The organism is Bacillus sp. JJ634 (genome assembly GCF_036962285.1).
Classification (GTDB): domain Bacteria; phylum Bacillota; class Bacilli; order Bacillales; family DSM-1321; genus Peribacillus; species Peribacillus asahii_A.
On the sequence record NZ_JBALMU010000002.1, the window covers coordinates 35,877 to 60,343 of the forward strand.

General features: G+C 37.7%; 21 protein-coding genes and 1 riboswitch. Of the genes, 10 read left to right on the forward strand and 11 right to left on the reverse strand.

The window, feature by feature from the left end:
- Positions 1-106: 106 nt before the first annotated feature.
- Positions 107-1,090 carry a GMP reductase gene (guaC, locus tag V7068_RS00660; protein ID WP_375349406.1) on the forward strand — a complete coding sequence of 328 codons (984 nt, stop codon included), beginning with the start codon at positions 107-109 and terminating at the stop codon, positions 1,088-1,090.
- 208 nt (positions 1,091-1,298) lie between these two features.
- Here the strand turns inward: guaC and thiT are convergent, their stop codons facing one another.
- Positions 1,299-1,874, reverse strand: a complete 576-nt coding sequence (gene thiT, locus V7068_RS00665; RefSeq protein WP_499710476.1) for an energy-coupled thiamine transporter ThiT — start codon at positions 1,872-1,874, stop codon at positions 1,299-1,301.
- Positions 1,875-1,980: 106 nt separating this feature from the next.
- A riboswitch (TPP riboswitch) is annotated at positions 1,981-2,083 on the reverse strand.
- A 233-nt stretch (positions 2,084-2,316) separates the two neighbouring features.
- On the opposite strand from thiT, the gene V7068_RS00670 reads away from it, so the two are divergent.
- The 3 genes from V7068_RS00670 to V7068_RS00680 all read left to right on the forward strand — a co-directional run bounded on the left by V7068_RS00670 (position 2,317) and on the right by V7068_RS00680 (position 6,108).
- Positions 2,317-3,195: a cation diffusion facilitator family transporter gene (locus tag V7068_RS00670; protein WP_499710477.1), complete on the forward strand. Its 879-nt coding sequence runs from the start codon at positions 2,317-2,319 to the stop codon at positions 3,193-3,195.
- 225 nt (positions 3,196-3,420) lie between these two features.
- Positions 3,421-4,497: an ATP-binding protein gene (locus V7068_RS00675; protein WP_499710478.1), complete on the forward strand. Its 1,077-nt coding sequence runs from the start codon at positions 3,421-3,423 to the stop codon at positions 4,495-4,497.
- A 279-nt stretch (positions 4,498-4,776) separates the two neighbouring features.
- The gene (locus V7068_RS00680) at positions 4,777-6,108 is read left to right on the forward strand and encodes a hemolysin family protein (RefSeq protein WP_499710479.1); all 1,332 of its coding nucleotides are present in this window, start codon (positions 4,777-4,779) and stop codon (positions 6,106-6,108) included.
- Between the two features lie 134 nt (positions 6,109-6,242).
- Here V7068_RS00680 and uptA read toward each other — a convergent pair whose 3' ends face one another.
- The 3 genes from uptA to V7068_RS00695 form a co-directional block, all read right to left on the reverse strand.
- The gene (uptA, locus tag V7068_RS00685) at positions 6,243-6,875 is read right to left on the reverse strand and encodes an undecaprenyl phosphate transporter UptA (protein WP_499710480.1); all 633 of its coding nucleotides are present in this window, start codon (positions 6,873-6,875) and stop codon (positions 6,243-6,245) included.
- Positions 6,876-6,987: 112 nt separating this feature from the next.
- Positions 6,988-7,707, reverse strand: coding sequence for a FixH family protein (locus tag V7068_RS00690; protein ID WP_127759185.1), 720 nt, complete (start codon positions 7,705-7,707; stop codon positions 6,988-6,990).
- Positions 7,708-7,813: 106 nt separating this feature from the next.
- Entirely contained in the window at positions 7,814-8,437 is a 624-nt protein-coding gene (locus tag V7068_RS00695; protein WP_499710481.1) for a YitT family protein, read from the reverse strand.
- Between the two features lie 522 nt (positions 8,438-8,959).
- On the opposite strand from V7068_RS00695, the gene V7068_RS00700 reads away from it, so the two are divergent.
- Positions 8,960-10,321: a hemolysin family protein gene (locus V7068_RS00700; protein ID WP_499710482.1), complete on the forward strand. Its 1,362-nt coding sequence runs from the start codon at positions 8,960-8,962 to the stop codon at positions 10,319-10,321.
- Positions 10,322-10,645: 324 nt separating this feature from the next.
- Here the strand turns inward: V7068_RS00700 and ytvI are convergent, their stop codons facing one another.
- From ytvI to V7068_RS00715, 3 genes are all read right to left on the reverse strand, one after another.
- A complete protein-coding gene (gene ytvI, locus V7068_RS00705; RefSeq protein ID WP_499710483.1) occupies positions 10,646-11,689 on the reverse strand; it encodes a sporulation integral membrane protein YtvI in 1,044 nt (347 codons plus the stop codon).
- Positions 11,690-11,852: 163 nt separating this feature from the next.
- Entirely contained in the window at positions 11,853-11,984 is a 132-nt protein-coding gene (locus tag V7068_RS00710) for a DUF6254 family protein (RefSeq protein WP_499710484.1), read from the reverse strand.
- Positions 11,985-12,050: 66 nt separating this feature from the next.
- Entirely contained in the window at positions 12,051-13,076 is a 1,026-nt protein-coding gene (locus tag V7068_RS00715; RefSeq protein WP_499710485.1) for an NAD(P)H-dependent flavin oxidoreductase, read from the reverse strand.
- A gap of 159 nt (positions 13,077-13,235) precedes the next feature.
- On the opposite strand from V7068_RS00715, the gene trhO reads away from it, so the two are divergent.
- Together trhO and V7068_RS00725 are read left to right on the forward strand one after the other, a co-directional pair.
- Positions 13,236-14,192, forward strand: a complete 957-nt coding sequence (trhO, locus tag V7068_RS00720) for an oxygen-dependent tRNA uridine(34) hydroxylase TrhO (RefSeq protein ID WP_499710486.1) — start codon at positions 13,236-13,238, stop codon at positions 14,190-14,192.
- A 171-nt stretch (positions 14,193-14,363) separates the two neighbouring features.
- Positions 14,364-14,498 (forward strand): hypothetical protein, encoded by a 135-nt coding sequence (locus V7068_RS00725; RefSeq protein ID WP_499710487.1) that lies wholly within the window; start codon positions 14,364-14,366, stop codon positions 14,496-14,498.
- Positions 14,499-14,575: 77 nt separating this feature from the next.
- Here V7068_RS00725 and V7068_RS00730 read toward each other — a convergent pair whose 3' ends face one another.
- From V7068_RS00730 to V7068_RS00740, 3 genes are all read right to left on the reverse strand, one after another.
- Positions 14,576-18,088, reverse strand: a complete 3,513-nt coding sequence (locus V7068_RS00730; protein ID WP_499710488.1) for a hypothetical protein — start codon at positions 18,086-18,088, stop codon at positions 14,576-14,578.
- Between the two features lie 351 nt (positions 18,089-18,439).
- The gene (locus V7068_RS00735) at positions 18,440-18,838 is read right to left on the reverse strand and encodes an IDEAL domain-containing protein (RefSeq protein WP_499710489.1); all 399 of its coding nucleotides are present in this window, start codon (positions 18,836-18,838) and stop codon (positions 18,440-18,442) included.
- 374 nt (positions 18,839-19,212) lie between these two features.
- Positions 19,213-19,446, reverse strand: coding sequence for a DUF1450 domain-containing protein (locus V7068_RS00740; protein WP_499710490.1), 234 nt, complete (start codon positions 19,444-19,446; stop codon positions 19,213-19,215).
- Between the two features lie 132 nt (positions 19,447-19,578).
- Here V7068_RS00740 and hppD point away from each other — a divergent pair, with 132 nt between their 5' ends.
- The 3 genes from hppD to V7068_RS00755 all read left to right on the forward strand — a co-directional run bounded on the left by hppD (position 19,579) and on the right by V7068_RS00755 (position 23,633).
- Positions 19,579-20,697, forward strand: coding sequence for a 4-hydroxyphenylpyruvate dioxygenase (hppD, locus tag V7068_RS00745; RefSeq protein WP_499710491.1), 1,119 nt, complete (start codon positions 19,579-19,581; stop codon positions 20,695-20,697).
- Positions 20,698-21,115: 418 nt separating this feature from the next.
- Positions 21,116-22,411 carry a fumarylacetoacetase gene (gene fahA / locus V7068_RS00750; RefSeq protein WP_499710492.1) on the forward strand — a complete coding sequence of 432 codons (1,296 nt, stop codon included), beginning with the start codon at positions 21,116-21,118 and terminating at the stop codon, positions 22,409-22,411.
- A gap of 67 nt (positions 22,412-22,478) precedes the next feature.
- Entirely contained in the window at positions 22,479-23,633 is a 1,155-nt protein-coding gene (locus tag V7068_RS00755; protein WP_499710493.1) for a homogentisate 1,2-dioxygenase, read from the forward strand.
- Positions 23,634-23,786: 153 nt separating this feature from the next.
- Here the strand turns inward: V7068_RS00755 and V7068_RS00760 are convergent.
- Positions 23,787-24,467: manganese-dependent inorganic pyrophosphatase (locus V7068_RS00760; RefSeq protein WP_499710494.1), on the reverse strand; the 681-nt coding region annotated here is incomplete at its 5' end.

The window sequence follows — 24,467 nt, forward strand, 5'->3', positions numbered from 1 at the left end:
TAGTATAAAAAGCTTTGACAAACTGATAATAATGATGTAAATTACCCATTGGGCGAACATTTTTTATTTAGAAGTAATTAAATATTCGTATTTAGAGGTGTAAAACATGGATAATGTGTTTGATTATGAAGATATCCAATTAATTCCGGCAAGATGTATAGTACAAAGCCGTTCTGAATGTGATACAACAGTAACTTTAGGGAAACATACATTTAAGTTACCTGTAGTACCTGCCAATATGCAGACTATTATAGATGAAAAGATTGCTATTTACTTAGCAGAAAATGGCTACTTTTATGTGATGCATCGCTTCGAACCAGAGAAGCGAGTATCCTTTATTAAAGATATGCAATCACGTGGATTAATCGCATCGATTAGCGTTGGAGTTAAAGATGAAGAGTATGAATTTATCCAACAATTAGCAGAGGAACAGCTTGTGCCTGAATACATTACAATCGATATTGCACACGGTCATTCGAATGCAGTAATAGAGATGATTCAACATATTAAAAAATACTTACCTGATAGTTTTGTGATTGCTGGAAATGTAGGCACTCCAGAAGCAGTAAGAGAATTAGAGCATGCTGGTGCGGATGCGACAAAAGTAGGCATCGGGCCAGGAAAGGTATGTATTACAAAAATTAAAACCGGATTTGGAACAGGTGGTTGGCAATTAGCTGCACTACGTTGGTGTGCAAAGGCAGCAAGCAAGCCGATTATTGCTGACGGAGGAATTCGTACACATGGCGATATCGCTAAATCGATTAGATTTGGTGCAACTATGGTCATGATTGGTTCATTATTTGCTGGACATGAAGAATCACCAGGAGAAACGTTTGAGAAAGATGGAAAACTCTATAAAGAATACTTTGGTTCCGCTTCAGAATTTCAAAAAGGCGAAAAGAAAAACGTAGAAGGCAAGAAAATGTTCGTCGAGCACAAAGGTTCTTTGCAAGATACATTAACAGAAATGGAGCAAGATCTTCAATCCTCTATCTCTTATGCAGGTGGAAATAAGTTAGAAGCAATCCGCAATGTAGATTACGTTATCGTTAAGAACTCTATCTTTAACGGTGATAAAGTGTATTAAAAGCTTTTAAGCACCCTGGATAGTCAACAATATCGATATGATTTTTTCATACCAAGCTGAGTGAGAGACTTTAATACTTGCTCAGCTTTTTTCATAGATTAATTTGCAGCCCATTTAAGCCGCAAATCAAATGGAACAACCATATTCACTAACACTTAGAAATTAAACGATAGAAAAAGCCGGACCTATAACAGATCCGACTGAAGATTTAATACGCTTTTCTCATTAATACATTTCTTGCCGTTGAATAAAGCATCACCACGATAATAGCAGATAGTACAAAGCATCCTAGCATATACGTACCATTATAAACGAGCGAGTAAAGCGCGACTGGTTGGCCCGGCGGCGCATACTCTCCATAAAGAATAATACCAGAAGCAAAATGACATAAAAATCGTAAAAAGCTTCCTAACAACACTCCGCTTATAATGTAAAAGTTAGCTTTCGAATAGTTTCCTTCCCTTAAGCTTACATTTACCTTATTCACATATACACCAGCGAACCCTACGACTCCAAAAGCTAAGAAATAATCTATAATCCATGAAGCAAAATGATACGGAATGGCTCCCGTTATAATTTGCAATCCTCCTAATAAAACTCCAGTAAGGACTCCGCCTTTAACTCCCCAACGAAAGGCCATTAGAAAAACAGGAACCATCGCAAGGGAAATAGAACCTCCTTGCGGCCAAAACCTTCCCATAATCGCACCTGATACAAAATCAAGCAGCAATGCCAAAGCAGCAAAAATCGCTACTTCCACTAAAAATAGTGTTTTATTATTCATTATACTTCCTCCTTCTCCTATTTAGAGAAGCGTGATGAGCTACCCGTATTGCTTTTTTCCAAATAAAAAAGCAATACTAGGACGGTAATGGATGGCCCGTATTGCTTTATATCCAAAACCACATCCCTACGCTAGCATTAACTAACAGGTTCATAGGGTCAGAACTCATTCGCTCACTCTCAGCCTCTTTGGCTCCCCTTGTGGACGTATTTAATTTTTATCCTAGGTTAGAATATACTACTAGTTTATTCATAAAACAAGTACTAATCTTTTCTTCCTTCCTAATTAAGGATGTATTTTTAGCTGTGACCAACTTATTTTTAGCCCATCAATACAAATGCAAAGATACAATTTAAATGGATGAGGGAGACATTGTTTCTATAGACCCACTACGGTTTCATTTGATATCGTTAATACGCAAGTTTGCAATGGGGGTACAATCATGGATACAGATCAAAATTCTATTTCAGCTGAAAGAGGGGCCTATATTAGTATCATCGCTTACATATTTTTAGCATCGCTGAAATTAACGGTGGGCTATTTTGGTCACTCCAAAGGCTTATGGGCTGATGGATTAAATAATGCGACCGATATTGTCGCTTCGGTTGCCGTATTAATCGGATTAAAAATTTCAAAAATCCCGCCAGATAAAAATCATGCATATGGCCATTTGCGTGCAGAAACAATCGCTTCTTTAATCGCTGCTTTTATCATGATTACGGTCGGTATTGATGTCATTACCGGTGCTATTGAAGATTTTTTCACAGAAGACACACAATCACCAAGCACATTGACAGCGATTACAGCATTATTCTCCGCGGCGTTTATGTACGGTATTTATCGTTATAATGTAGCGCTTAGTCGAAAAATAAACAGCGCTTCTATTTATGCGGTTGCACAAGATAATCGATCGGATGCACTCGTTAGTGTAGGTGCTTTAGTTGGAATTTTAGGAACCTATATCGGCATCGCATGGCTCGATGGAGTCGCTGCTATCGTTGTCGGAATTATTATTTGTAAAACAGCTGTCGAGATTTTCCTAGACGCTTCCCACTCCTTAACCGATGGCTTTGATGAAGAGTTATTACAAAAAATTGGAGTGACCATTTCAAAAACAGAAGGCGTTAAGGAAATGAGCGAAATTAAAGCTCGTATGCATGGAAACGAAATTCTTGTTGAAGCAACCATTCATGTAAACCCGCTTTTAACGGTTATAGAAAGCCATGAAATCACGGTCAAAGTCGAACAAAACTTACTATCGCAACATAATGTTAAATATGCAATCATTCATATAGAACCTTATACGACTTCACAACAGTAACCAACAACTATTTTGTTGGTTACTTTTTTATTAGCTCTATTATATGACTTTGTTGATTGCTGGCTTATTATTGAACACAGCCTTTTTACTAGTTATAAAGACACAAAAAAACGTTTTTTTAGAATTTTTGCCTAATTTTCTTTAGAAGTTAAAGGATTTTCGTTTCCTATTAGCGAAATAGGAATAATCAACGAAAAAAATCTTTTCCTGTCAATGGAGGGCGAGATGCTATTTAATAACGCTACAGCAATTGATTTCTTAATGGATCATAAAGATCGTATTATTAGCCAGTGGACGCAATTCTCCCTTTCCGGAGAAAAAGTCGAACACTTTTTCAAACTATTTATAGAAAAAATGAAAAAGCAGCAATCAACGCTTGAAGAGTGTTTAGATTCATTATCAGAAAATATTGCGACAGAACAATTTCTTCGGATTATGAGTATGGAGGAATTCACTAAAACGATTACAGCTGGAAGATCCATTATGATAGAAGAAGTACTTTCCTTACATTTAGCACCCTGTGATTCACTTCGTCTCATTAATGAAATTAACCGTTCACTCGATCAATTGATTCAACAGACCATTACTTATTACGCAAAATTACAAGCAAAATCGCTGGAAGAACAGTACTATTTCATTAGTCAGACACATAAAGACCGCTTGACTCTACTCGGTCAAATGACATCTAGCTTTGTTCATGAATTTAGAAATCCATTAACATCCATTATGGGATTTATCCAATTGCTACAATCGGAACATCCAGAAGTAAAATATTTAGATATTATCTCAAGTGAACTTAATCAACTAAACAGTCGAATCACACAATTTCTGAATTTATCAAAGAAAGAAAAAGCAAGTGAATATATTGATTCCTTTTCTATTTCAAAGCTTGTCGATGATGTTATTGAATTTCTTTATCCAAGCATATTAGAAGCGAATGCTACCGTTTCTTATGCCATTCCAGACGATATAATGATTAGCGGCTCTAAGGAAGAAATACGTCAAGTATTGTTAAATATTATCTTAAACGCACTAGATGTCATTCCCACAACCTCTGTACCGACTATTACTATTTCTGGTACACAATCTAGAGAAGGATTACTCTTAACGATTGCTAATAACGGTCCAAAAATCCCAGACGATGTATTGCCAACTATTTTTGATCCTTTCGTCACCACCAAAACAAAAGGAACGGGACTTGGCTTATTTGTTTGTAAAGAAATTATTGAAAAACATGGCGGCTCTCTTACATGTAATTCTTCAAATTTCTTAACAACCTTTACGATTCATCTTCCTATTTGAAGGTGAATTTTTTTATGGGCATTATTTCATAGAAAGACACTATTGATTTTTTAATGGAATGAATCCTATTTCCGTATACTAATATTAACTTTCCATTAGGCTATGAATAAGATTTAACGAAGCTTTCAATTAAAATGAATAAGCGATAAAATAATAAATAGTTGGAACTACTTTCATACCGTTATTGAAGCAGAGGTATGATTTTATAAATTTTATTGTATTTTGGGAGGTGACTGAGATCGATCAAACGCCATAGATTTGATTTGTATCTCGCACTAATTGGACACTTTTAATTTAATACTAGTTATTCTTTTAATTGCATTAACGGCTTTCTTCGTTGCTTCGGAATTTTCTATTATCCGAGTTCGCAGCTCTAGAATTGATCAGCTCATCGAAGAAGGAAATAAAAATGCAATGGCCGCAAAAAAAGTGATATCCAATCTGGATGAATATTTGTCGGCAACACAACTTGGGATTACCATTGCAGCTTTGGGATTAGGTTGGCTTGGTGAACCTACTGTTCTACATCTCATTAAACCTTGGTTTGATTTATTACATATTCCAGCTCAAGCAGCCGAAATTTTATCATTTGTTATTGCCTTTTCGCTTATTACTTTTTTAAACGTTGTTGTAGGTGAATTAGCGCCAAAAACGGTCGCTATCCAAAAAGCAGAACAAGTGACGCTGCTGCTTGCTAAACCGTTACTATTCTTTCATAAAATTGCCTTTCCTTTTATTTGGCTGCTGAATCATTCAGCTCGTGCCGTAGTAAAAATGCTCGGATTTAAGCAAACGAATGAAAGCGAAGCCCATTCTGAGGAAGAGTTACGATTTATCTTATCCGATAGTTATGAAAATGGAGAAATCAACCAGTCGGAATTCAAATATGTAAGTAATATCTTTGAGTTTGATGATCGTCTTGCCAAGGAAATTATGGTACCGCGAACAGAAATTCTGACCATTTCAAAGGACGAAACACTTGAAGATTTCGTCAACATGGCGAAGCAAGAACGGTATACACGCTATCCTGTTATGGAAGGCGATAAAGACCATGTAATTGGCTTAGTTAACCTAAAAGAAGTGTTCGCTGATTTAATCAAAAAACAAGATAATCGCTTTAACAAAATTGAAACATATACTCGCCCTATCATCCGAGTAATGGAAAATATCCCGATTCATGATTTGCTGCTAAAAATGCAGAAAGAACGGATTCATATGGCGATTGTTATGGACGAATACGGCGGGACCGCTGGACTTGTTACAGTTGAAGACATACTCGAAGAAATTGTCGGTGAAATTCGTGATGAGTTTGACAATGACGAAGTACCGTCTATACAAGTTCTTTCAGATGGACATTATATTCTTGATGCAAAATTACTCGTTAAAGAAGTCAATGATTTACTAGACCTAGAAATTGATGATGAAGATATCGATACGATTGGCGGCTGGATTTTAACAGAAAATTATGATGTATCTCTTGGCGATATCATTCAAAAACAAGATTTTGCTTTTAAAGTTATCGAAATGGAAGATCATACAATTAAATTTATTGAAGTACAGAAAGTGAAACAACCGATATTACAAGCAGACAATCAACTAGAAGAATCATGACAAAAGGAGCTGTCTAAAACGGACAGCTCCTTTGTTTGTTTCCTAAATTTTGTTCTTCATGACTCCTTTGATGTTCAACTGAATGGAGAGGCTGCCTCGAAAGCCATTTTCACTTTTGGGACCCCCTTCTTCCTTTAGCCCTTGCGATTATAATCGTTCATTTTCTTCACAGTTATAATCGGAGGTGTTCGTTTCTGACTCCACATAATATATCCACTAATAAACAATACAGATAGGACAGTTAGCGGAATAATATACGGTGTCGCAAAGCTTCTCACCTCTTGCCAATTTTCCCCCAGTAATTTCCCTAATAGCAAAAATAAGACTGTCCATGGAATAATCGCCGCAACAGTATAAATGATAAACTTCCAATGAGACATTTTCGCAATGCCTGCCGGTATGGAAATGGCATGACGCACAACAGGAATGAAGCGTGCCGTAAAAATTACCGCTACCCCATAACGTTCAAACCACTCCTCTGCCATCGTTATATGCTTTTCTTTAATCAATACATATTTACCATATTTCAATAAAAATGGCCTGCCTCCAAAATAACCGGCCCAATATAGAAAGAGCTGGGCTAATGTCCCTCCAATTACCCCTGCAATTACAGCTCCACTAAAAGTCAATTGTCCAATTCCTACTAAATATCCACCGTACCCTAGTACTAACTCACTTGGGATAACTTCCACCATCAGCCCTAACATAATGCCTATGTACCCTAAATCCGAAAAAAACTGCAAAGCTAACATAATCCATTCTGACATAATTAGCCCGTTCTCCCTTATTTTATTTTCGAAATCGCTCGTCCCTCTATTCATAAAGTTATTTCAACTTCACAAAAAAAAGACCAACTTTACAGTCAGTCTCTTCCCTGTCTTACTCCACTTCAATCGTTTGTAATTGGTGCTCATGGAGCTCGCCTTTTTCTACATGTACTTGGATTTTATAAGTACCTTCGTCTTGGAAGGATACTTTATTTTGATATTTCCCGCTCTCTTTTTCAATCGCTTTAATAAAATGGCTTTCTTCGCTTCCCTCTTTCCAAACTTCAAAGCTCACATTCGCCGCTGTTAACGGTTTTCCATCTAAGATTATAGCTGCTTCCACATCAGACTTTTGTCCAGCTTTTGCCCGGTTATTAAAGAACTCAATAGAAAAGTCCGAACTTGGATGAGCCGATGTTTCTGAAGGCTTATGCTCTTCAATTACAAATTCTTTCTCTGGCATAACATGAAGACCCTTTGTCGTTACATGAGCGATTACAAAATATTTTCCGCTATCCGGGAACGTATGTAATACTTGATACTTACCTTCTCCAATATTTTTCGCACCTAACATCGTTCGCTCATCGCTTCCAGATTTTCGAATTTCAATAAGCACTTCATCCGCTTCCTGAATGACTTCCTTTCCTTGTTTCACTGAAGCCTCAATAATAATCTCCTTGCCTGCTACAAGATCGCCCACACTTGAAATTGAAGCGACTAACGGAGTAGTAACCGTACTATTTACTTCCTTCCCCTCTGGCATTTCTGTTTCTTGACATCCTGCTAATAGTACAAGTACAAGCAGGATACTAAACGCTGGTAATTTCTTCATCGCATAACTTCCTTTATATTAAAATGAAATATAGTGGAATATTTGTCTTCACCAACCTCCACTAAATTCCATATTTACCCAAAAGGAATGATTTTATACAAAAAAATCACCAGGATCTCCTCACCGTAATCGACGTCATAAAAGCTCCAGCAATAATGGTGAGCACAGAATAACAAAAGATGGTTACACCAACAATATTAATACCTGATACGAGTACACAACTATCTAGGAACAAAATAATTAACCCGACATTCCATCCGCTTTTTTTAGAAATAATGTGAGCCAGCATATCTGTTCCTCCTGTTGATGTTTCATAACGAAGCATAAGACCAATACCTAACCCAATTAATAAACCGCCTACTATAGCACTAAGCGCAATTGGCACCTTCCAATGTATAATAATGTTTGAACAAAGATCGATACACAAGGAAGAAACGAGTAAACCATTTAAACTGCGAAAGAGCCAACTCCTTTCAAAGAACCAAACATATGCATAAAGGGGTGCACTAAGTAAAATAATGCTTAATCCAGCAGGAAGATGAAAATAATAATGAACAATAAGCCCAAGTCCAATCAATCCGCCATCTAATAAATGATAAGGAACTAAAAAAAGGTTGATAGCAATTCCAAGAAGCAAGCTACCAACAATCGTCGCTGCTACCTTTTCAATATATGATATATAAATCCCCCCATCATAAGCCCGTCCGTTTCTACACAATATGTCATACAAGATAAAAAAATTAATCTTAATGCTTCTATTTTTTCAACCATACAAGAATGAATGAACAAGCAACCATATAATGTAACAGAGTGATTATTTCAAAAAGAGGGTGAATTGACTGAATATTCTATAATATCGAGAGAGAAGTAAAGAAAACGGCTAAAAAACGCTAATATTCCTTTAAAACATTCATATATTAAGCAATAATCGTCAAATTAGCCCTTCTAGTCGGTTTGACGGAATTTATGACTATTTCTATAATGAAGATATTTAATTAATTAGAATTCGAGGTGATTGGATGGGGCATTAAAGGATATTCGTAGTGACGAGCGGATACTACGTATTCCGATGCAAAAGTGTATATGGAAGAAGCTACTAATCTTACAGCACTTATTCACGGAAAAAGTTCTTGTAGCTCCCGTCTCGTCGTAATCCAGCATCACATATTTAACGAACAAAAATTCAGTATATTTTAAAAATCTAGGAGGTGGACTCCTGATTCGCCTTAAAGGCGAGTTAAGGGAGACTTATTTGGACATAATAAACTTGGTTTTGATTGCCATTCTAATTGCTTTGACAGCATTTTTTGTAGCTTCAGAGTTTGCAATTGTTAAAGTAAGGAGTACAAGAATTGACCAATTAATTGAAGAAGGAAGAGCGAATGCCATTCCGGCAAAACGAGTAACCTCTAATTTGGATGAATATTTATCCACCTGTCAGCTCGGTATTACGATTACCGCACTCGGTCTTGGTTGGCTGGGGGAACCGACTGTTGAAAGAATTTTAGGACCGCTTCTAACTCAACTTCATATCCCTAATTCTGTTTCTCATATTTTATCAATTATCATTGCCTTTTCTCTTATTACCTTTATTCACGTAGTTGTCGGAGAATTGGCACCAAAAACGTTAGCGATCCAAAAAGCCGAGCAAGTAACTTTGCTTGTATCGAAACCGTTAATTTGGTTTAACAAAATCATGTACCCATTTATTTGGATACTGAATGGAAGCGCACGAATGCTTACAAGAATGTTTGGTTTAAAAGCTGTATCTGAACATGATATCGCTCATACAGAAGAAGAGCTTCGTATTATCGTTTCAGAAAGTTATAAAAGTGGTGAGATTAACCAATCTGAGTTTAAATATGTAAATAAAATTTTCGAATTCGATGATCGGATTGCAAAAGAAATCATGGTACCTCGTACAGAGATTGCCACATTATCTAAAACAGATACGATTCAACAATTTTTTGAAGTTTTATCAGAAGAGAAATACACACGTTACCCTGTTATTGATGGAGATAAAGACCATGTCATCGGGATGGTCAACATGAAAGAACTATTTACGCAAATGATTGATAAGAGCAACCAGTCAACTCAAACGATCGAACAGTATATCCGTCCAATTATCCGAGTGATTGATAGCATCCCTATTCATGACTTATTAGTCAAAATGCAGAAAGAACGCATTCACATGGCGATTTTAATGGATGAATATGGCGGTACATCAGGACTCGTTACAGTTGAAGATATTTTAGAAGAGATTGTCGGCGATATTCGCGACGAATTCGACTTAGACGAGGTTCCAGATATTCGTAAACTCAAAGACGATCACTATATCATCGATGCAAAAGTATTAATTAGTGAGATCAATGATTTACTCAAAATTGATATCGATGATGAAGATATCGATACTATGGGCGGCTGGATTTTAACGGAGAATTATGAATCTAAGCAAGGCGATGTTCTCAAGTATGGTGATTATCATTTTAAAATAAAAGAAATGGAAGATCATCATATTCACTATATTGAAATTTACAAACCAGCTGCAGCCATTGCAGAAGTGACAGAGGTGAAAGATTTCCCAATCATCTCTAAAACAGAGATTGTTTCATAAACACAAAAACCCCGCACTTTTATAAGCGCGGGGTTTTTGTTGTGCTCATTTCTGCTCTATTGCACATATACTATAATTTAACAGATATCTTTATCCATCCTAAATTATTGTAATTAAGTATAATTATTCCCTTCTTGCTCGATACTGTTAGTAAAAACGACTTCAAGGAGGTAGAAACATGAAAGTCATCTCAATCTGTCAACACTGCAAAGGAAGAGGAAAAAAGAAATTTCTCCAATTCTTCTCACGCAGTTGCTCCCACTGTCAGGGAAAAGGTAAAAAGGTAAAAAACGTAAACGACGTTAATCAAAAGTTTAAAAGCTTCTAAAGTTTAAAATTAGGCTTAATCACCCCTACCTTTTTTAATGTTTCATAGACAATCACTAGAGCGGGACCAACAAAAAGCCCAATAAATCCGAGCAGCTTAAATCCTAAATATAAACTGATTAAAGCGGCTAACGGTGTTAATCCCATATTAGCCGAATAAACTTTTGGTTCGACCGTTCTTCTCACTATTGTAATGACAAGAAAGAGAAGCAATAAACCAATTGCCAAATGTTGATTCCCTTGAAAGAAAACGATGATTGCCCATGGCACAAGCACGGAACCTGTTCCTAGAATAGGCAAAATATCCACAATAACAATTAACAAAGTAAGTAATAAGGTATAAGGAACGTTTAATAACCACAAGCCGGCGTACGCCATCACAAACGTAAGTAAACTAAGCAACACCTGTGCTTTCAAAAAACCAACTGCTGCTATACTTAAATCTTGATACACGAAAGAAATCTTTTGGTAAGTGGAATCTCTAAAAAACTGTTTCGCCCTTTCCCTGATAACCGGCAGTTCTAAACAAATTAAAAACACGGCAATTAAATAAATTAACAAATCAATAAATAAAGCCGGCACTGATGTAACAAACTGAACCGTTCCTTGTACAAAGTTTTGCGTAAAGCCTTCTAACGAACGAATTCCTCTTTCCATTGCATTTTCAATAGACCAAATCGTATCAGCCGGAAGAGTTTTAGAATATTGCTCCCACTGTTTAATGAATGGGAGCATCACCGTTTGATACAAATCTCTTGCAATATCTGGCACCTTTTCCGAAACAGTAATGATTTGCCTCGTTAGAACAGAGATTAACAGAAAAGTTAAAGTCGTTAAACTCCCCACATACAAAACGAATACAATAAAAACTGCCCATAACCGCTTCATCGAAAAACTTTTACACAACCAATCTACAATCCCATTCAATAAAAGCGCTGTAAACAAAGCTAAAATTAATGCCCATGAATACGGAATTAACCAGAATAAAAGGAGAAGAAATCCTATCCTCCACATCCAAAGAATCCATATAGAACGATTCACTTTAACACTCCTCTATTTAGCCATTCATTCTTATATGTATGTGAGGAAATCCAGTATCTTTCGTCATCCTTTTGTTTTATATTCAAACAAATAAACAGGCCATTCTAAATCGTATAGAATGGCCTGTTTATCGTTTTTCATTCAAATGATTATAGAAACCGCTTTACTCGTTATTAGCTCCACTTTTAGCTGTACCTTCGGCTAATTGCTCAAAGGATTTCACTTTACCATGTGGGTTTTGCGATTGTTTACGATTTTTCCATTGTCTTTCTTCTTGCCGTTTTGATTGCGTCATAACTATAAAAACCCCTTTACGTAAATGTAATCAATAATAGATTAACCTTAGGGGCTATTTTCATGCCTAAAACTTTAAATTACTCATCTGTACGAGTTCTCGAACGACTTCTCCTGCTGGCAGCTCCTTGGTTAGTTTATGCCCCTGCCCTGCCCACAATGCCATAAGCTCTGGTTCATTTTTTTGCCCGGCCACTTTTCGCATCGTTTTCGTCATATGGTGAAGATGTGGATAAGCCGCTGGCGCTTCAGCGCTATAAGTTGTTAAAAAGTAATTGACTAACCCGCGTGCACGTCGGCCGCTAAAAGCACGGGTCAAAGCAGTTTTCTTAAATCGAGAATCGACAAGTGCTGCTTTATGAACAGAACTTGCCCCACTCTCTGGACAACGAAGAAAAGCAGTTCCTAATTGAGCGGCCGTTGCACCTGCTGTTAGTACCGCGGCAACGTCTCTCCCATTCATAATTCCACCTGCTGCAATAATCGGCAGGTCTATTTCTTGTTGGATGAGGCGAATTAATATGAGTAGCCCATAGTCTTCCTCTGTTTCATTCTTAAAAGAACCACGATGACCACCTGCCTCTATTCCTTGTGCACAAATGGCATTCGCTCCTCGCTCTTGCGCAATTTTTGCTTCCTCTACATCTGTAACGGTTACGATAACGATTGAGCCTGCCTGTTGGATTTCACGAATGACTTCTTCCGCTGGACACCCAAATGTAAAGCTGACAACCGGTACTTTTTCTTCTTTTAAAACAGCTATTTTTTGACTCCACTCATCATCATCACTGTATGCTTCTCCAATTGTTGTTTCGATCTTTAAAGCTTCTTGTTCAATTTTTTGCCGATACTCCGCTAAAACTCCTTCGTCCACTGATTCATCGCCTGGGACAAATACATTTACACCGAAAGGCTTTTCTGTCATTTGTCTTGTTTGGACAATTTCTTTTCGCATATCTTCGGCTGTTTTATAACCAGCAGCTAGAAAACCTAAGCCTCCTGCATTTGATACTGCAGCGGCTAATACAGGATTGGATGCTCCTCCTGCCATTGGAGCTTGAATAATCGGATATTTCACTAAGTTTTGTAACATTTCCTTCACCTCTTGGTCACTTTTTGGAAAATAAGCTGTTTTCTTATCTTTTACGCAATAATTTGATACAATAATGGTCTGTAAGAGAAATGTTTTAAATAGATCATCTGCCTAAATACATTATACCTTGCAAATATAACCAATAGGTGGTAAAAAGTGATGACAGAAAATAAACCATACAGAATATTGCTGTATTATAAGTATGTAACGATTGAAAACCCTGAGGAATATGCGGCTGAACATCGAGCATTTTGTATCGAGCACGGGTTAAAGGGCCGTATTTTAATTGCGAAGGAAGGAATCAATGGTACGGTTTCTGGTACAGTTGAACAAACAAATCAATATATTGAAATGATGAAAAACGATCCGCGATTCGCGGATATGGTTTACAAAATAGACGAAGCAGATGAGCATGCTTTCCCTAAAATGAAAGTTCGCGCTCGTCCAGAACTGGTTACACTTCGCTTAGAAGATGATATTAACCCGAATGAGTTAACAGGCCGCCATTTAAGTCCAAAAGAGTTTTTTGAAGAAATGCAGGATGAAAATACGGTTGTACTCGATGCTCGTAATGACTATGAATATGACTTAGGTCATTTCCGCGGAGCAATTAAACCAGATATTTTAAACTTCCGTGATTTGCCGCAATGGGTACGTGACAATAAAGAAATGTTTGAAGGAAAAAGAGTGTTAACATATTGCACAGGTGGTATTCGCTGTGAAAAATTCTCAGGCTGGCTCGTTCGTGAAGGTTTTAAAGATGTTGGTCAACTGCACGGCGGAATCGCTACGTACGGTAAAGACCCAGAAGTACGAGGTGAGCTTTGGGACGGACAAATGTATGTATTTGATGAAAGAATCTCTGTTCCAATTAATCAAAAAGAGCACGTCATTGTTGGTCGCGACTATTTTACTGGCGAACCTTGCGAACGCTATGTAAACTGTGCAAACCCAGAATGTAATAAGAAAATCTTAGCGAGCGAGGAAAGTGAACATAAGCACCTGCGCAGCTGTTCTCATGAATGCCGCGTGCATCCACGCAACCGCTATGTAGCTGAGCATAACTTAACTGAAGAAGAAGTGGCAGAAAGACTACAACAATTAGTAACTCAATAACTCATCAATCGGTGCAACGAACAATTTTAGTTCATTGCACCAATTTTTCTTTGTTTATCTGCTAATTCGGCTTATTATCTTGCTCATGACAAACAGCTCGATAAAAAAAGCATAAATCCGCTCATACTGGATAAACTATACAAGTAAAATAGTTAAAAGGAGCGATGAACAATGAACTCAGAACAAGATTATACTGCAGCAAGCCTATCGCAAGATGCTCTTCAAGATTTACAACAATTCGAAAGCAAATTACGTACTGAAACGAATAAAGAAGTTATCGTTATTGCGTATGAAAAAGAAAAATAAGCCCCAAAAAACGGTAAGCGTGTTCGCTTACCGTTTTTTAGGGAAGATAAAGTAAAATTCTCTACATGTTTCGGTGTCTAACTCCATTTATTAAACCAATTTTTAATTCGTTGTTTGTTCCTCTCCAATATTTCCTTCGAAGTTGTGTTTTCTTTTTGTTTTTTCCACTCAAAAAAGCTAGCAACAGCAATGAGCAAAATACCACCGATAATTAAATAAAACCACCATGGCATTTGCCCCCATAACGAATTCGTATTCATATAAATATTAAGTAAAATCGTTCCTGTTCCAGCAAGGAAGAACGATTTATATTTCATCATAAATCCGAATAACAGAGCGATTAAAGAAATCGTTCCGATAATCAGCGCATCTGTTAATGTATTCCCTTCTATCGCATCAAAAATTAATACGAAAAACAGAAAAGAAACGATAACGAGCTCAACGATTTGAGTTGTTTTTCCAAATGTGAAAATCTTTCTACATAACACCGGCACAATGATTAATAACGGCACAACATATACTTCCGTAACAAATACATCTGGAATAGGCAGTTGCTCAACAATCACCTGATATGGATATAAACATAACGTGATGGCAGCCGCTGCATATATCTTTCGCTCTTTCAAATCAATGGTCCACACTCGAATCGCAAGGAAATATAGAACAACTAGGAGAGACACAAAAATCTCTAAACTTATCACACTCGTTGTATTCGCAAACACTTTCGCATTCATCGCGATTACATAAAGCAAACCGAAAATCCGGTAAAAATCAATAATGATCGTTGATTCTGTCCGCTTTATGAAGCCCGAGAAGTCTCGTTTACTAAGTAGAAGCATGACAGCCATTAACACGAATAACACAATCATGCCAAGTACAAGAGATAAATTCCCGGCATACATAACAAAATAAATGAAGGCTAATAAAAGCGGTGCTGCAGTAGCATTTTCCCACTTCTTCTTCCGTAACAAATATAAAGCACCAGCTAATAGAACGGTTACAAGCCCTGCCCAAACTTCTGTCCATTTCTCTGGAAACCCATAGGCATATACTTCTGCAATATGAACGAACGTAACCAAATGTAAGAAAGGAATTAAGTACCATTCAATAAGATGCTTCCATCCCGTATTAGCTGCGCTCCACAACACGATGATGATAATCGCGGTCGTTACTAACGTAAGAGACATTGTATACTCCACTAATAAAGAACGTTCAAATACTAATAGCACTTGGACATAGAGTGTGACGAAACCAACGTAAGTAAAAACATATCTTTGCCAATTAATCTTTGTTCGCAAAGCACTCCATATATAGACGGCTAAGACTAATACATACAGCCAAGGTGTTGCCCCTTCTATGCGGATGAGCAGATACCCTATAGGAATCGCTAACACATTCATCAGCTGGCTCCACCAAAAGAAATATCGCTTACCGTTCCTTGCGTATTTGCCAAGCCACTCAGCAAGCAATAAGAACAGTAACGGACCTAACAAATAATACGCAATATTGAAGGAAGGCTGCCTGAAGTCGAATACCGAAAATAGTGAACCATAGACTCCTACACTCGTAATAAGAACCGGGATCCAAAGCAAGTGATGACGATACTGATGCACGGACCATCCGTTAATAGCGGTCGTTAGAGTGATTAGCAGCGTGATAACTAGTGGAGACAACGAGCTGCCAACTAAGAATAAAAATGCTAGAAACGATAACACTTGCCCAGCAATAAAAAACACATGAAAGAATACTTTTTCTGTTTTCTTAAACAAACTGCCGATTCCAATAGAAAGTATAGCGACTATCATCGTATGAACACTGATCTCTATATTATTTTCATAAAATGGACTTATTTGATTGAAATATGGATACAGCGTCATACAGGCGACAATTAAACTAATTGGGAATCCATAGGCGCTTACTCTTCTCATCTCTTCGCTGCAATCTTTTCGATACGTAACATAAAGTAATCCGGAAATAATCGCTAAACCTGCACTAAGATCAAGCCATTGTAATACGGCTAATTTCAACGTTAATATACCTAGCATAACGCTGCCCGTAATATATAACGCACTTTCCTTAAATAAGCGTAGTTTCTTAGAATGATAGATATATAAACCTAAATAGAGCAAAAGCTGAATCACAAACAGCAGATTAACCGTATTCGAAAAATTTAACTCCAAAGCAAAACCTAAATAAACAAAGGCTAAACTAAATAAAACAAGAGCTGGATATGTGTAAGCCTTTCTTTGCGTTGTAAAAGAAAGATACACAAATTGACAGGTTAGCACGAGCAAAGCCAAAAAGATTTGAGCTTCCTGATCGGTCCACGCCATTGCATTCACATAGATAAAGACTAGGCCGCCTGTTACTAAACTTGTTTGTCTAAAACTTGTCGCTAATGCTTGATTTCCTTTACCCAGATAGTTGGACAACCCGATAAATATCAGCGGCAGTATGGCAAAGGCAACAATTGAATATTCTTTCAAAAACGATTGATACACCGTATGAACGAATCCATAGGTAAACACGATACTAAAGACAAAATGAAAATAAAGTTTTTGATGCTTAACAGCCAATAGTAAAAATAATACAGATAGGATTAGTAATGTGAATGAATACATACTATTGCTTGAAAATAAAGTAAGGGTGACAAACGTTTCTGCTATTATTTTAAACATCATAAATTGAAAAACATACGGTTTAAATAACATCAGCTTCGTCTGGCTCTTCACATAATCAAGATTCCATAGGAACAACACGTTTAATAAGGCCATCAGCAGCAACAACACGTCTCTTGAGAAAGTGATATAGGCCAGGCCAAAGTACGTTGTCATCGCAAAAGTAACTAATGAAATCAACACAAATACTTTTGACTGAAAATATTGAGCAATTTTCATATAAATCACGAAACAAATAACTCCCCCAATTAACCCAAGCAACCCTCTTCCGTTCCCTTGAAGCGATAAATATTCTCCAAAAATTTGATAATAGGAAGCAGATAAAATCGAGATGGGGATAAACAAACTCGCTAATGTTAAAAAGGCAAAGGCTGTTTGTTTAATTTTCAGTTTGGAAGCAATAAAAGCCATACCGGCAAAAAACACAGACACTAAGCTAATACTCATCACTTTTAAAACAGCATTTAACTCTCCCCATGTGGAGGTAGCCAAAATAAGACCGCCAAACAATAGAAAGATAACACCTGTAATTAACACAATGGAAATGTTTCGCTCCCGAAGCTGCTCCGCCGTTTTTTCAGGCTTTACTGTAACTTTTGGAACGATTACCGGCTTGATTGGTGCTTGAGCTGTTTCTATTTCGTGTGAAATGATTGGTTCTTCAGAAACAATTTCCTTCACTTTTTCTTGTGATGGTATCGTCGGTTCCATCACATTTTTCTTTTCTTCTTTTACAATATGATTCGTTTTCTCCTTATGAATCATTTGCATGGTATAGCGATCGTACAAACGACTGATTCGAATATAATCTGTTTTTGGAATAAGTCTTTGTTCTCGCAACGTCTGCAGCTCTTCTTGGAAAATCTGCCGTCGCTTCTCTATCGATATGTCTTCTTTAGAAGGATCGCTCATTCTAAGCAAATTCTCCTTTCTCTCCCTGCCTTTATTAGGCATATTTATTATCTTTTGCAAATATCACTATCATACCAAATATCCCCTAATCAAAATAGTATAAGTTTCCCTCCCTTTCGGTATTACAATTTATTAAGTAAATATTAAAATGCCACTTCATCCAGAACAACAGATTATTCGGGATAAAATGGCATATAATTATAAATTGGTTTAATTTTCTAACACAATTGAATCGTGTACTAAATTGATATCCTCCATTCCCTTAAGAATAAACAAAATATCTCTCCAGAAACCGTTTGTTAGCCTATTAGAATGAGAAAGCAGTGAATTCTATTGAATTGTCTTGTTTGCTTAGAAAGCTTGCCTACCAGCACATTGCATTTTACTCTTGATTTCCTTTATGCTGCACAGTTCATCCACGAAGGAAAGAAATGACTCTCGATCATGTGCATCAAGTGCTTCGTCTACCTTAAAACGCAAATAATTAATCCTTAGTTCTAAATCCGAAATGGAGCAGATGCTTCCCTTAGCGTGCAGTTCCTCGATCTCTGCTGCATACATAAAAAATTGAACCTCATCGTTGATATCTATTAAAACATGCCATCCCAGGCAATCAACGTACTTCCGCTCACCTGTAATTGTCAAAACATCACCTTGACGGAACTCAATTATATGTTGATGCTGTTGCCCTGGACAACAACAACTTACTTGATGCTGCAACAGCTCTAGTACTATAAAACGCTCAATCATAGCTAGTCCTCCTTTATGCACCTTCAGTTTTTTTCAAATTCCTCTTTAACCACAAAGTCTCTTCTAATTGACTTGCAAGAAACATTCATTGAGATTAATTATCAATTATAATTCACATTATACATGATAATGATTATCAATTTCAATTTATTTTCAACCTTTCTATATACTCCTATAAGTAGTCCTTCCCTCCTTACATGCATTGGAGGAAGAATAGCGTATGTTTAAAAATGAAAAGACTGCCCAAAATTTTACTTTGCGGACAGCCGTTATTCTTCATATTATTTTATAAAAATATCTATTAACACCGGTACGATTTGTTTTTCACTAAAAATATCTTCCGGCGGATTTGTTGATATGGAATATTATCACTTTTATTCAATACACATATCAATGTAGTGTTCAATTTTTTCAAGCAGTTCATCAACATTATTTGCCCCAATATTTTGGCCATTTACAAGGGCAAATGGTTCAACCAAACATTGTCCGCAAAAAAGCAAGCAGCGTTCTTCTATAACATTTACATCGCTTCGCTCCATCAACTGTTCTTTAATACTTTCCATATCATCCTCAAAGTTGCAAGGGCAAAATTTTACTTCTATCTCCATTTCCAACACCCCTTTTTATATTGTTAGTATATTAACTGAATTTTCGAAAGGTACGTAGGCATATGTCGAAACTCGTCCTTGCATTAACTCACTGAAATACCTATGCCCTAAAAAATTAAAGGAGTGTTAAACATGGCTAAAAAAATATCATCTACAAAAATAAAGAAGGAAGAAATTTTTCCGATTAAAAATGTACATTACATGGAGATTTATACAGGTAATGCAAAACAAGCGGCATATTACTACGCAAATGCATTCGGCTTTAAACTTGTGGCATACAAAGGGCTTGAGACTGGCTCGCGTGACCATGTTTCATATGTGCTGGAACAGGGCGCTATCCGATTGATTTTAACAGGAGCACTTTCAGATAGCACGAGTATTGCTGAGTTTATTAAAAAACATGGAGAAGGTGTCAAAGATATCGCCCTTCTTGTTAAGGATTTGGAGAAAACATACACAGGTGCTATTGAACGCGGAGGCATAGCAATCCAGGAGCCTTGGATCGAAGAGGACGCAAATGGAAAAGTGAAAAAAGCCATTATCGGCACATACGGTGACACGATTCATACACTCGTTGAACCTATTGATTATAAAGGCCCCTTTATGCCAGGATTTGTAACATACGAACACCATTTTGAAACCGCTTCCTCTGGTTTAATTGGCGTGGACCACGTTGTCGGCAACGTAGAAGTAATGGAAGATTGGACAAATTATTATGAAAAAGTTTTTGGATTTAGCGTCCTAAAACATTTTGATGATGAGAACATTTCAACAGAATATTCTGCGCTTATGTCCAAAGTGATGATAAATGGAACAGGCCGCATCAAATTCCCCATCAACGAACCAGCAGAGGGAAAACGCAAATCACAAATTCAAGAATATCTTGACTACTATAATGGACCAGGTGTGCAGCATCTTGCCCTATTAACGAATGACATTGTCGGCACAGTCTCTCTGCTAAAAGAAAATGGTGTAGAATTCCTGAGTACACCAGACACGTATTATAAAGATTTAGCAAACCGTGTTGGAGATATTGATGAAGATGTAAAAAAACTTCAAGAGCTGAATATTCTTGTCGATCGAGATGACGAAGGGTATTTACTTCAAATCTTCACAAAGCCAGTTGTCGACCGTCCGACTCTGTTCATCGAAATCATTCAGCGTAAAGGCGCACTTGGCTTTGGTGAAGGAAACTTCAAGGCACTATTTGAATCCATTGAGCGTGAGCAAGAACGCCGTGGAAATATTTAATTTAAACGGTCATACCTGCATATTAACGGGTATGACCTGTTTTAAAAGGCAGAATAAATTTGATATTAACAAAAATAAAGGCAAAATTGGAAAGGAGAAGCGGTCCGTCATTTTATGACCGAACTCATTGATTATGCAGGGTTATTTCCATCGGCCTCCCTCCCCCTTTCAGAGGCTATTTCAAACTATCAATCTTATATAAAGGGCTCTAATGGATGCTTCATACATTTGTTATGCCTGTAACACGCTTAAAAGAACTCAAACTCTTTAAGGCTTATTCTAACGAGACTGGAAGAATGGAGAATATAACTATCAACCCATACAACTCATAGTGTCTTTGCTGCTTCATGCGGAAGCTGCAGTTTTGATGAGCTGCGTGAAGAACTGGGAGAGTTATTTTTTCATAGGAGGAAGTAGAATGAAATATTCTTTTATCGAAACAAAACAGCATTCACATTTTCCCATTCAAAACTTGCCATATGGAATTTTTCAGCCGATGGATAAAGAGCCACGTGCCGGCACAGCCATTGGTGATTATGTTCTTGATTTATCTGTGATGGATGAAGCAGGATTATTAAATGGAACTGGAGCAGAGAACAAAAATATCTTTAATGATTCGTCACTTAATAAATTTATGGCTCTTGGCCGTCCGGTCTGGACAGCTGTACGTACGAAACTTCAGCACCTTTTGGATGCAAACACACCGGATTTAAGAGATAACGAATCGCTGCGTGCAAAAGCGTTTTATCGATTGACTGATGTTAAAATGCTTCTACCAGCCAAAATTGGGGACTACACGGACTTTTATGCATCAAAGGAGCATGCAACAAATGTCGGCACTATGTTTAGAGGTAAAGATCATGCGCTCATGCCGAATTGGACATATATCCCGGTTGGTTATCACGGACGATCTAGCTCCATTGTCCCAAGCGGCACAATGATTCGGCGTCCATTTGGACAACGTAAGTCAAAAAGCACAGACCAGCCCGTATTTAGCCCATCTGCTCAGCTTGATTTTGAACTAGAAATTGGATGGTTCATTGGTCCAGGCAACGACCTTGGCAAACCGATACCAGTTGATCAGGCTGAAGATCAAGTTTTCGGGCTCGTGCTTGTCAATGACTGGAGCGCCCGTGATATTCAAGCATGGGAATATCAGCCGCTTGGCCCTTTCCTAGCAAAAAATTTTGCAACATCCATTTCACCATGGGTTGTTCCGCTTGAAGCATTGGAACCGTTCCGCGAAGCTGGACCAACACAGGATCCAGCGCCATTTCCATACTTACAGCAAACAAAAAACGGAGCATTTAATATTGAACTTGATGTGTATTTGAGACCAGAAAACCAGAAAGAAGAAACAAGAATCACTCAAACCAATTTCAATTATATGTATTGGTCCATTGCTCAACAAGTCGCCCATCATACGATTACAGGCTGCAATATGCGCCCCGGTGATATGCACGCATCTGGTACAATCAGCGGACCGAAACGAAGTGAACGCGGAAGTATGCTCGAACTTACTTGGCGCGGAGCAGATCCTATTCAACTCAATAGTGGTGAAAAGCGCGTTTGGATTGAAGACGGCGATGAACTGATCATTCGCGGCTCTTGCCGGGGAGATGGCTACCAAATTGGGTTTGGCGAAGTGCGCGGTACCATTTTACCAGCCTTTTCAGAAACAGAGATTTTAGGGACAAAAAAAGTACAGAGGTAAAAACAAAGCGTGAATCACTGGCACAAAATATCATAAAACATCCACATAAAAGAAAGAGGTGTATATCATGCCGCATTACGTAAAGATGGGCCGTATTCCTCATAAACGTCACACACAGTTTCGAAAAGAAAATGGAGACCTTTATTATGAGCAGTTAATGGGGACGAAAGGATTTTCCGGCATCCAGTCGCTCATTTATCACATCAATCCGCCAACACAGGTTAAGAAAGCAGAAAAAATTTGCGATATCCGTTATGAATACGAGAAAAAAGATGCGCTTAGACATAGACATTTCCGTACATGGAATACGAAAACAGGCGGTGATTTTCTTGAAGCACGCCGCATTTTCATGGCAAATGATGATGTAGCAATCGGTATTGCGCGGCCCAATCGTCAGATGAATTATTTTTATCGAAATGGTGAAGGAGATGAACTTCTATTTGTACATGAAGGAATCGGCAAAATTGAAAGCATTTTCGGAGAATTAAGCTTCACTCCCGGTGATTATCTTGTCATCCCAATCGGCACAACCTATCGCGTTATGCTTGAATCAGAAGAAGCACGATTTTTAATTCTTGAATCTAATTCGGCGATTGTACCGCCCAAACGCTACCGAAACGAATTTGGACAATTGCTTGAGCACTCTCCATTTTGCGAGCGCGACTTTCGCACCCCGGAAAGATTAGTGACGAAAGATGAGAAAGGAGAATTTGAAGTGCGCGTCCGTGCACAAGGGATGCTTACATCCTATACGTATGATTTCCACCCGCTTGATGCAATCGGATGGGATGGCTACTTGTTTCCATACGCGTTCAGTATCCATGATTTTGAGCCGATAACAGGCCGCGTTCATCAGCCGCCGCCAGTCCACCAAACGTTTGAAGCACACAATTATGTCGTTTGTTCCTTCGTACCTCGTATGTATGATTATCACCCAAAAGCCATTCCCGCTCCATATGTCCATAGCAATGTAGATAGCGATGAAATGCTTTATTACGTGGACGGCAACTTTATGAGCCGGCGCGGGGTTGAAAAAGGATCTATCACCCTGCACCCAAGCGGTTTGCCGCATGGGCCGCATCCCGGAAAAATTGAAGCTAGTATCGGCAAAAAAGAAACGCTCGAACTCGCGGTCATGGTCGACACATTCCAACCGCTCCATATTGTAAAAGAAGCACATCCAACAGAAGATAACAAATATATGAGCAGCTGGCTTCCTTAATCCATCTTCTACAACGGCAGCAACAATGGATGAACTATACGAGCAGCAAATGCAATGAAGTAAGCTCCTTCAACCATTAAGCCGTCCCAAAAATGCGTTTACATGTAAAAAGGCTGCCCGAAAGCAACTTTCGAACAGCCTTTACTCTACAAATTATTTTGTAAAAGCATCCGTTAATACTGGAACGATTTGCTTTTTACGAGATACAACACCTTTAAGCGTTGCTGTGTTGTTTGTTAATGATACATTATAAGCTTTTTCAACTGCGCTTGCTTCTTTACCAAGTGCAAGACCTACAGAATCATTATTTAAAATGTCTGTTACAACGAAGAAGAATAAATCTAATCCTTTTTCGTCAATCACTTTATTAATTACTGCTTCGATCTCAGCTTGACGAGCAAGTACGTCATTTGTATCTACTGCATTCACTTGAGCGATTTCTACTTTTGCTTCTCCCATTGAGAATTCTTTTGCATCAAGAGAAATTAATTGCTCTACTGTTTTGTCGCTTAAATCTGCACCAGCCTTAAGCATTTCTAAACCGTATATTTGAGCATCTACACCAGCAATCTCTGCTAATTCTTTTGCTGCTGCTACATCTTGGTCTGTGCATGTTGGTGATTTAAACAATAATGTATCAGAAATAATAGCTGATAACATTAAACCAGCAATTTCTTTCGGAATTGATTTTCCATTTTCTTTATACAATTTATTTAAAATCGTTGCTGTACATCCAACAGGCTCAGCACGATAATATAACGGATCACTTGTTTCAAAGTTAGCGATACGGTGATGATCAATAACCTCTAACACTTGTACTTGATCGATATCATC

What these genes read in the sequence shown, in the direction of transcription:
- guaC (WP_375349406.1), top strand. Translation starts at nt 107, where the DNA reads ATGGATAATGTGTTTGATTATGAAGATATCCAATTAATTCCGGCAAGA.
- thiT (WP_499710476.1), bottom strand. Translation starts at nt 1,874, where the DNA reads ATGAATAATAAAACACTATTTTTAGTGGAAGTAGCGATTTTTGCTGCT.
- V7068_RS00670 (WP_499710477.1), top strand. Translation starts at nt 2,317, where the DNA reads ATGGATACAGATCAAAATTCTATTTCAGCTGAAAGAGGGGCCTATATT.
- V7068_RS00675 (WP_499710478.1), top strand. Translation starts at nt 3,421, where the DNA reads ATGCTATTTAATAACGCTACAGCAATTGATTTCTTAATGGATCATAAA.
- uptA (WP_499710480.1), bottom strand. Translation starts at nt 6,875, where the DNA reads ATGTCAGAATGGATTATGTTAGCTTTGCAGTTTTTTTCGGATTTAGGG.
- V7068_RS00690 (WP_127759185.1), bottom strand. Translation starts at nt 7,707, where the DNA reads ATGAAGAAATTACCAGCGTTTAGTATCCTGCTTGTACTTGTACTATTA.
- V7068_RS00710 (WP_499710484.1), bottom strand. Translation starts at nt 11,984, where the DNA reads ATGACGCAATCAAAACGGCAAGAAGAAAGACAATGGAAAAATCGTAAA.
- V7068_RS00715 (WP_499710485.1), bottom strand. Translation starts at nt 13,076, where the DNA reads ATGTTACAAAACTTAGTGAAATATCCGATTATTCAAGCTCCAATGGCA.
- trhO (WP_499710486.1), top strand. Translation starts at nt 13,236, where the DNA reads ATGACAGAAAATAAACCATACAGAATATTGCTGTATTATAAGTATGTA.
- V7068_RS00725 (WP_499710487.1), top strand. Translation starts at nt 14,364, where the DNA reads ATGAACTCAGAACAAGATTATACTGCAGCAAGCCTATCGCAAGATGCT.
- V7068_RS00730 (WP_499710488.1), bottom strand. Translation starts at nt 18,088, where the DNA reads ATGAGCGATCCTTCTAAAGAAGACATATCGATAGAGAAGCGACGGCAG.
- V7068_RS00735 (WP_499710489.1), bottom strand. Translation starts at nt 18,838, where the DNA reads ATGATTGAGCGTTTTATAGTACTAGAGCTGTTGCAGCATCAAGTAAGT.
- V7068_RS00740 (WP_499710490.1), bottom strand. Translation starts at nt 19,446, where the DNA reads ATGGAGATAGAAGTAAAATTTTGCCCTTGCAACTTTGAGGATGATATG.
- hppD (WP_499710491.1), top strand. Translation starts at nt 19,579, where the DNA reads ATGGCTAAAAAAATATCATCTACAAAAATAAAGAAGGAAGAAATTTTT.
- fahA (WP_499710492.1), top strand. Translation starts at nt 21,116, where the DNA reads ATGAAATATTCTTTTATCGAAACAAAACAGCATTCACATTTTCCCATT.
- V7068_RS00755 (WP_499710493.1), top strand. Translation starts at nt 22,479, where the DNA reads ATGCCGCATTACGTAAAGATGGGCCGTATTCCTCATAAACGTCACACA.